This is a genomic window from Streptomyces sp. NPDC058534 (assembly GCF_042717365.1).
Lineage (GTDB): Bacteria > Actinomycetota > Actinomycetes > Streptomycetales > Streptomycetaceae > Streptomyces.
On the sequence record NZ_JBHXNW010000063.1, the window covers coordinates 39,525 to 47,597 of the forward strand.

The 8,073-nt window shown below is 73.0% G+C and carries 8 protein-coding genes; 4 read left to right on the forward strand and 4 right to left on the reverse strand.

Annotation, left to right across the window (positions count from 1 at the left end; all coding sequences use genetic code 11):
• Positions 1-3: 3 nt before the first annotated feature.
• From ACFWR9_RS30980 to ACFWR9_RS30995, 4 genes are read right to left on the reverse strand one after another with little or no spacing between them, the layout of a single operon-like run.
• Positions 4-1,080, reverse strand: a complete 1,077-nt coding sequence (locus ACFWR9_RS30980) for an acyl-CoA dehydrogenase family protein (RefSeq protein WP_383847664.1) — start codon at positions 1,078-1,080, stop codon at positions 4-6.
• 41 nt (positions 1,081-1,121) lie between these two features.
• Positions 1,122-2,111 (reverse strand): acyl-CoA dehydrogenase family protein, encoded by a 990-nt coding sequence (locus ACFWR9_RS30985; RefSeq protein ID WP_383847666.1) that lies wholly within the window; start codon positions 2,109-2,111, stop codon positions 1,122-1,124.
• Positions 2,111-3,286 carry an acyl-CoA dehydrogenase family protein gene (locus ACFWR9_RS30990; protein ID WP_383847669.1) on the reverse strand — a complete coding sequence of 392 codons (1,176 nt, stop codon included), beginning with the start codon at positions 3,284-3,286 and terminating at the stop codon, positions 2,111-2,113. Before ACFWR9_RS30990 ends, ACFWR9_RS30985 begins: the two co-directional genes overlap by 1 nt.
• Complete coding sequence (locus ACFWR9_RS30995) at positions 3,286-4,143, reverse strand: enoyl-CoA hydratase (RefSeq protein WP_383847671.1); 858 nt, start codon at positions 4,141-4,143, stop codon at positions 3,286-3,288. The genes ACFWR9_RS30990 and ACFWR9_RS30995 overlap by 1 nt, the downstream gene beginning before the upstream one ends.
• A 46-nt stretch (positions 4,144-4,189) precedes the next feature.
• Between ACFWR9_RS30995 and ACFWR9_RS31000 the strand changes: the two genes are divergently transcribed.
• From ACFWR9_RS31000 to ACFWR9_RS31015, 4 genes are read left to right on the forward strand one after another with little or no spacing between them, the layout of a single operon-like run.
• Positions 4,190-5,356 carry an acyl-CoA dehydrogenase family protein gene (locus ACFWR9_RS31000; RefSeq protein WP_383847674.1) on the forward strand — a complete coding sequence of 389 codons (1,167 nt, stop codon included), beginning with the start codon at positions 4,190-4,192 and terminating at the stop codon, positions 5,354-5,356.
• A complete protein-coding gene (locus tag ACFWR9_RS31005) occupies positions 5,353-6,141 on the forward strand; it encodes an SDR family oxidoreductase (protein WP_383847677.1) in 789 nt (262 codons plus the stop codon). Before ACFWR9_RS31000 ends, ACFWR9_RS31005 begins: the two co-directional genes overlap by 4 nt.
• 4 nt (positions 6,142-6,145) lie before the next feature.
• Positions 6,146-6,760, forward strand: a complete 615-nt coding sequence (locus ACFWR9_RS31010; RefSeq protein WP_383847680.1) for a TetR/AcrR family transcriptional regulator — start codon at positions 6,146-6,148, stop codon at positions 6,758-6,760.
• Between the two features lie 41 nt (positions 6,761-6,801).
• Positions 6,802-7,959: an acetyl-CoA C-acetyltransferase gene (locus ACFWR9_RS31015; protein WP_383847681.1), complete on the forward strand. Its 1,158-nt coding sequence runs from the start codon at positions 6,802-6,804 to the stop codon at positions 7,957-7,959.
• Positions 7,960-8,073: the final 114 nt, after the last annotated feature.

Genomic DNA, 8,073 nt, shown 5'->3' on the forward strand with positions numbered 1-8,073 from the left:
GAGTCAGTACGAGATGAGCCCGAGCCCGGCGGCGAGCCGCGCCCGGTGCGAGGCGGGCGGGCCGAACAGCTCGCCCGCTCCGTGCGCCCGCTTGAAGTAGCGGTGCGCGTCGTGCTCCCAGGTGATGCCGATCCCGCCGTGCAGCTGGATCGTCTCGCCGGCCACCGCCGAGAACGCCTCGGAACAGACCGACTTGGCGACGGCGGCGGCCCGCGGCAGCGCAGCGGGGTCCTCGTCGGCTGCGAAGGCGGCGCCGAGCGCGGCCGAACGCGCCGATTCCACCCGCACGTAGGCGTCCGCCAGCCGGTGCTTGACCACCTGGAACGAGCCGATGGCCCGGCCGAACTGGACGCGCTCGCGGGCGTAGGCGACGGTGAGTTCGAGACAGCGCTCGGCGGCGCCCACCTGTTCGGCGGCGAGCGCCGCGCAGGCCAGGTCCCGCACCTGCGCCAGGACCCGTTCCCCGTCGCCCGCGACCCCGACCGGGCGCCCCTCGGCGCCGTCCAGGACCCACCGGGCCTGACTCCGGGTGCCGTCCATCGTGACGACGGGTTCGCGGCGCGCTCCCGGCGCGTCCGCCGCCACCTCGAACAGCGAGACGCCGGCCGCCGTACGGGCCGCGACGAGAAGCACGTCGACGTCCGGCCAGTCCAGGACGTGCTCCTTGACACCGCTGAGGAACCAGGCGCCGCCGCCGGGACCCGGTACGGCGCGGGTGCGCACCGCCGCCGCGTCCCAGGAGCCCTGTTCGGCCCAGGCCAGCGCGCCCACCGAGCGGCCTTCGGCCAGCGGCGGCAGCAGGCGCCCGCAGGCCTCCTTGTCGCCGGAGGCGAGCAGCGCCCCCGCCGTCAGCACCGCCGAGCCGAGCACCGGCAGCGGACTCAGGCACCGGCCCAGCTCCTCCATCAGCACGTGCACGTCCCGGGCGCCGCCGCCCGCGCCCCCGTACTCCTCGGGTACGGCGAGTGCGGCGACGCCGATCTGCTCGGCCAACGGCCCCCAGGCCGCGGCTCCCTCGTGCCGGGTCAGCAACGACCTTACGGCCGACCGCAGTTCTTCCTGCTCCTCCGTCAGCCTCATCGGGCTGCTCCCCTCGGTGTGTGGCGCGGCGGTGCGCGCGGTCAGGCGGCCAGTACGCGGGCCCGGCAGGCGGCCGGGGTGCCCCAGGCGTCGCGCAGCGGGCGGGCCTTGCGGATCCACAGGGACAGGTCCAGCTCGTCTGTGTAGCCGATCGCCCCGTGCAGTTGCAGGGCGGTGCGCGCGGCCCGGTGGGCGGCCTCGCCCGCGGTGACCTTGGCGGCGGCCACGTCCCGGCCGGCCCCCGGGGAGCCGGCGGCGAGGGCGAGCGCGGCGCCGTGCACCAGCGGCTCGGCGAACTCCAGGGCGATCAGCGTGTCCGCCAGCCGGTGCTTGACGGCCTGGAAGGAGCCGACGGGCACACCGAACTGGGTGCGCCGGCCGACGTATTCGACGGTACGGGCGAGCAGCGCGCGGCCGAGTCCCAGGGACTGCGCCGCGGTGGCCAGCGCGGCCACGTCGGCCGCGTGTGCGGCGGCCGAGGCCACCACAGGGCCCTGAGCCAGTACCGTCCCGCCGGTGGACACCCGCGACAGGCGCCGCGCCGGGTCGGCCGACGGCTGTACGGGGCCCGCCTCGGCGCCCACGCGCAGCACGTCGCCGTCCACGACCAGCACCGCGTCGGCCGCGTCGGCGTCCAGGGCGTACGGGCCGAGGGCCGTGAGGCAGAGGGTGGCGACGGTCTTGCCCGAGGCGATGCCGGGCAGGTGGGCGGCGGCCGCGTCCGTGTCGCCGAGCCGGTCCAGCAGGGCCGCCGCGGCGACCGTCTCGACCAGCGGACCGGGCACGGCATGCCGGCCCAACTCGGTGAAGGCGACGGCGATGTCGAGCGGCAGCGGGCCGAATCCGTCGTAGCGCTCCGGCACCGCGAGGGCGAACACCCCGGCCTCGGCCAGCCGCGCCCACACGGCCCGACCCGGCGAGTGGTCCCCGGCGGCCCAGGACCGCACCGCGGCCGGGGTGTCCGAGGAGGCGAGGAGACCGTCGAGGGAGCGGGCGAACTCCCGCTGCTCGGCGTCGAGGAGGAACCGCATCACCGGCGTCCCTTCGGCAGGCCGAGCAGCCGCTCGGCGATGATGTCGCGCTGGATCTCGTTGGTGCCGGCGTAGATGGGCCCGGCCAGGGAGAAGGTGTGCCCCTCGGCCCAGGCGCCGTGGTCCGGCGACTCGGGTGCGTGGTCGGCGAGTTCGCCGTACGGGCCGAGCAGGTCCAGGGCCGTCTCGTGCAGGGCGATGTCCAGCTCGGACCAGTAGATCTTGTTGAGGCTGGACGCGGCGCCGGCCGGGCCGCCCTCGTCATGCAGGATGCGGGAGGCTCCCGCGTACGAGAACAGACGGTAGGCGCGGGCGCCGATCGCCGCGTCCGCGACCCGGTCGCGCAGCGCCGTGTCGGCGGGGTCGCCGTGCTCACGCCACAGCGCGGTCAGCCGCTCGGCGGCGGCCGTGAAACGCCCCGGACTGCGCAGGGTGAGCCCGCGCTCGTTGCCCGTGGTGCTCATCGCGACCCGCCAGCCCTGGCCGGGTTCGCCGATGACGTCCTCGTCCGGCACGAACACGTCGTCCAGGAAGAGTTCCGCGAAGGCCGGCCTGCCGTCGAGCCGCCCGATGGGCCGCACCGTGACACCCTCGGCGTCCAGCGGGAACATCAGGTAGGTCAGCCCGCGGTGCGGCTTGTCGGCGTCCGGATCGCTGCGGAACAGGCCGAAGGCCCGGTCGGCGAACGCGGCCCGGGACGACCACGTCTTCTGGCCGCTCAGTAGCCAGCCGCCCTCGGTGCGCCGGGCCGTCGACTTGAGCGAGGCCAGGTCGGAGCCGGACTCCGGCTCGGACCAGGCCTGCGCCCAGATGACCTCGCCGCTCGCCATCGCGGGCAGGATCCGCGCCCGCTGCTCGGGGGTGCCGTGCTCGAAGAGGGTGGGGGCGAGCAGGTTGATGCCGTTCTGGCTGACGCGTCCGGGGGCGCCGGCCGCGAAGTACTCCTCCTCGAAGACCAGCCAGCGCAGGATCGAGGCGCCCCGCCCGCCGAACTCCTCGGGCCAGGACACCACCGACCAGTGATCGGCGGCCAGTTCGGCCTCCCACTCCCGGTGGGCGGCGAAGCCCTCGGCGCTCTCCAGGGACGGCAGGGGAGTGGCCGGCACATGCGCCGCCAGCCAGTCGCGGACCTCGGCGCGGAACGCCTCGTCCGCCTCGCTGAAGTCGAGGTCCATCAGCCGCCCGCCTTCTTCATCGCCCGGATGTCCATGCCGCCCAGCGCGTCCGGCGCGGTCTCGGCGTTGTGCGCGTGTGCGAGGTGGTGCAGGCCGAACACCGAGTCCATGCCGGTGTGCAGGCCCTGGAGGTCCTCGGCCTGGTTCACGGCGCGCTTGGTCAGGGCGAGACCGAGGCGCGGCATCTCCGAGATGCGCAGCGCCAGTTCATGGGTGCGTTCGGCCAGCTCCTCGCGGGGCACGACGCGGTTGACCATGCCGACCTCGTGCGCGCGCCGGGCGCTCATGCGGTCCCCGGTGAAGAGGAACTCCTTGGCGACGCGCGGCGGCATCACCCATGGGTGGGCGAAGTACTCGACACCCGGTATGCCCATCCGTACCACCGGGTCGGCGAAGAACGCGTCCTCGGAGGCCACGATCAGGTCGCACACCCAGGCGAGCATCAGCCCGCCCGCCACACAGGCGCCCTGCACGGAGGCGACGACGGGCTTGGGCAGCTCGCGCCAGCGTCGGCACATGCCGAGGTACACCTCGGACTCGCGGGCGAAGCGGCTCTCGGCGCCCTGCTTGTCCGAGTGGTCCCACCACAGTCCTGCGCGGCGCTCGAACGGCAGATGGGCGTCCCGCTCGGGGGTGCCGATGTCGTGGCCGGCGGAGAAGTGCTTGCCCGCTCCGGCCAGGACGACGGTCTTCACCTCGTCGTCCTCGGCGGCTCGGTAGAACGCCCGGTCCAGGGCGTAGGTCATCGCGGAGTTCTGGGCGTTGCGGTATTCGGGGCGGTTCATGGTGACCGTCGCGACCGGACCCTGCTTCTCGTAGCGCACGGGTTCGCCGGTCTCGTCGTGGGCAGCGGACATCAGGCCCTCCTTCCCTAACAAGTGTTTGGTAGATTAACGTAACGACATGAGCAGCGTCGAGGAGTTCCGCGCCGAGATCCGCGGCTGGCTGGCCGCCAACCTCACCGGTGCCTTCGCGGGCCTGCGCGGCCGCGGCGGACCCGGCCGTGAGCACGAGGTCTTCGCCGAGAGACTCGAATGGGAGAGGCACATGGCCGCCGCCGGCTGGACCTGCGTCGGCTGGCCCGAGGAGTACGGCGGCCGGGGCGCGACCATCGAGCAGCAGGTCGCCTTCCACGAGGAGTACGCCCTGGCCGACGCCCCCGCCCGGGTCAACCACATCGCCGAGCAGCTGCTCGGCCCCACCCTGATCGCCTTCGGCACCCCCGAGCAGCGGGCCAGGTTCCTGCCGCCGATCGTCGCCGCCGAGGAACTGTGGTGCCAGGGCTACAGCGAGCCCGACGCGGGCTCCGACCTGGCGAACGTACGGACCAGGGCCGTCCGCGAGGGCGACGACTGGGTGGTCACCGGGCAGAAGATCTGGACGTCACTGGCCCACGAGGCGCAGTGGTGTTTCGTGGTCGCCCGCACCGAACCGGGGTCGCAGCGCCACAAGGGGCTGTCCTACCTGCTGGTCCCGCTCGACGTGCCCGGCGTCGAGATCCGCCCCATCACCCAGCTGACCGGCACCTCCGAGTTCAACGAGGTCTTCTTCGACGGCGCCCGCACCCGCGTCGAACACATCGTCGGCGCCCCCGGCGACGGCTGGCGCGTGGCCATGGCCACCCTCGGCTTCGAACGCGGCGTCTCCACCCTCGGCCAGCAGGTCGGCTTCCGGCGCGAGCTGGAGACCCTCGTCGAAACGGCGAAACGCAACGGCGCGGCGGACGACCCGCTCATCCGCGACCGGCTCGCCCGGGCCTGGACGGGCCTGGAGACCATCCGCTGCAACGCCCTGCGCATGCTGGACGGCGTCGCGGCCGGCGCACCCGGCCCCGAGGCGTCCATCGGCAAGATCTTCTGGGCCACCTGGCACCGCGAACTGGGCGAACTCGCCATGGACGTGTGCGGCGCCGGCGGCATGCTCGCGTCCGGCGAACCGTACGACCTCGACGACTGGCAGCGGCTGTTCCTCTTCTCCCGCTCCGACACCATCTACGCCGGGTCCAACGAGATCCAGCGCAACATCATCGCCGAGCGCGTCCTCGGCCTGCCCAAGGAGGCCCGCCCGTGACCCCGAAGCCCCCGCCCCAGGTACCGGGGCACTCCCTCCTGGCCGGACGGACCGCGGTGATCACCGCCGCCGCGGGCGCCGGGATCGGCGGCGCCACCGCCCGCAGATTCCTGGAGGAGGGCGCCCGCGTCGTCATCGGCGACGCCCACGAACGGCGCCTGCGTGAGAGTGCCGCCGCCCTCGCCGAGGAGTTCGGCGCCGACAACGTCGCCGCACTGCCCTGCGACGTCACCGACCAACAGCAGGTCGACGCCCTGTTCGCGCTCGCCGTCGAGCGCCACGGCGGTCTCGACGTCGTCGTCAACAACGCCGGTCTCGGCGGCACCGCCGACCTCGTCGACATGACCGACGACCAGTGGGCCAAGGTCCTCGACGTCACCCTGGGCGGCACCTTCCGCTGCACCCGGGCCGCCCTGCGCCGGCTCAAGGAACAGGACGGCGCAGGCGTCGTCGTCAACAACGCCTCCGTCATCGGCTGGCGGGCCCAGCGCGGCCAGGCCCACTACGCCGCCGCGAAGGCCGGGGTGATGGCCCTCACCCGGTGCGCGGCCCTGGAGGCCGCGGACTTCGGCGTACGGGTCAACGCCGTCGCCCCGAGCCTCGCCATGCACCCGCACCTGGTGAAGGTCACCACCCCCGAACTCCTCGCCGAGCTCACCGAGCGCGAGGCCTTCGGCCGGTACGCCGAGCCGTGGGAGATCGCCAACGTCATCGTCTTCCTGGCCAGCGGCTACTCGTCGTACATGACCGGTGAGACCGTTTCCGTCAGCAGTCAGAGAGCATGAGCGGATGAAGAGCAACTCCTCCGCCTCGTCCTCGTCCTCCGCCGCCGAGCGCCGCGCCGAGATCCTGGCGACCGCCGCCCAGGTCTTCGCCGACCAGGGCTACAACGCCACCACGGTCCGCCGCATCGCCGACGCGGCCGGAATGCTCGCGGGCAGCCTCTACTACCACTTCGACTCCAAGGAGTCGATGCTGGACGAGATCCTCACCGCCTTCCTGGACGAGCTGTGGGCGGGCTACGACACCGTGCTCGCCGCCGGACTCGGACCGCGGGAGACCATCGAGGCCCTCGTCACCGAGTCCTTCCGGCAGATCGACCGGCACGGCCCCGCGGTCGCCATCTACCAGAAGGAGTCCAGGCACCTGTCCGCACAGCCGCGCTTCGGCTATCTCGCCGACTCCCAGATGAAGTTCGAGAACGCCTGGCTGCGCACCCTGGAACGCGGCGTCACCGACAAGGTCTTCCGCGGTGACCTGGACGTGCGGCTCGTCTACCGGTTCGTGCGCGACACCGTATGGGTGGCCGCCTCCTGGTACCGCCCCGGCGGCACCCACAGCCCGGAGGAGATCGCCCGGCAGTACCTGTCCATGGTCCTGGAAGGCATCACCTCGCGCAGCTGACGCACCATCACATCTCTTATGAAGGACATGAAGGAGTAGCCATGGCCGAGGCCTACATCGTCGAAGCGGTCCGCACCCCGGTCGGCCGGCGCAAGGGCGGCCTGTCCGCCGTCCACCCCGCCGATCTCGGGGCGCACGTCATCAGGGCGCTGGTCGAGCGCACCGGCGTCGACCCGTCCGCCGTCGACGACGTCGTCTTCGGCTGCCTGGACACCGTCGGCCCGCAGGCCGGGGACATCGCCCGCACCGCGTGGCTCGCCGCGGGCCTGCCCGAGGAGGTGCCCGGCACCACCGTCGACCGTCAGTGCGGATCCTCCCAGCAGGCCGTGCACTTCGCCGCCCAGGGCGTCCTCTCCGGCACCCAGGACCTGGTCGTCGCGGGTGGCACCCAGAACATGTCGATGATCCCCATCGCCTTCGCCAGCCGCCAGGCGGCCGAACCCCTCGGCCTCACCGACGGCCCCTACACCGGCTCCGAGGGCTGGCGCGCCCGCTACGGCGACGCGCCCGTCAACCAGTTCCACGGCGCCGAACTCATCGCCGAGAAGTGGGGCATCACCCGCGAGGACATGGAGCACTTCGCCCTGCGCTCGCACCAGCGGGCCGTGCGCGCCATCGACGAGGGCCGTTTCGGCCGCGAGACCGTCGCCTACGGTGACGTCACCGTGGACGAGGGCCCGCGCCGCGACACCTCGCTGGAGAAGATGGCCGGCCTGAAGCCGGTCGTCGAGGGCGGTCGGATCACCGCGGGCGTCGCATCCCAGGTCTCCGACGGCGCCTCCGCGCTGCTCATCGCCTCCGAGCGCGCCGTCGCCGAACACGGCCTCACCCCCCGCGCCCGCGTCCACCACCTGTCGGTGCGCGGGGAGGACCCGATCCGGATGCTGTCGGCGCCGATACCGGCGACGGCGTACGCGCTGAAGAAGGCCGGAATGTCCCTCGACGACATCGACCTGGTCGAGATCAACGAGGCCTTCGCCCCCGTCGTCCTGGCCTGGCTGAAGGAGACCGGCGCCGACCCGGACAAGGTCAACGTCAACGGCGGCGCCATCGCGCTGGGCCACCCGCTGGGCGCCACCGGTACCAAGCTGATGACGACCCTGCTGTACGAGCTGGAGCGCACCGGCGGCCGCTACGGCCTGCAGACCATGTGCGAGGGCGGCGGCCAGGCCAACGTCACCATCATCGAACGCCTCTGAGACATGCCCGAGGGGGGGGGGGGGGGGGCGCGGCCCCCCCCCCCCCCCCGGATGGAAAAGAAAATAGTTGGTGGGGGGGGGATTGTAGTGCGGTGAGGAAGGGTTATGTTGGGA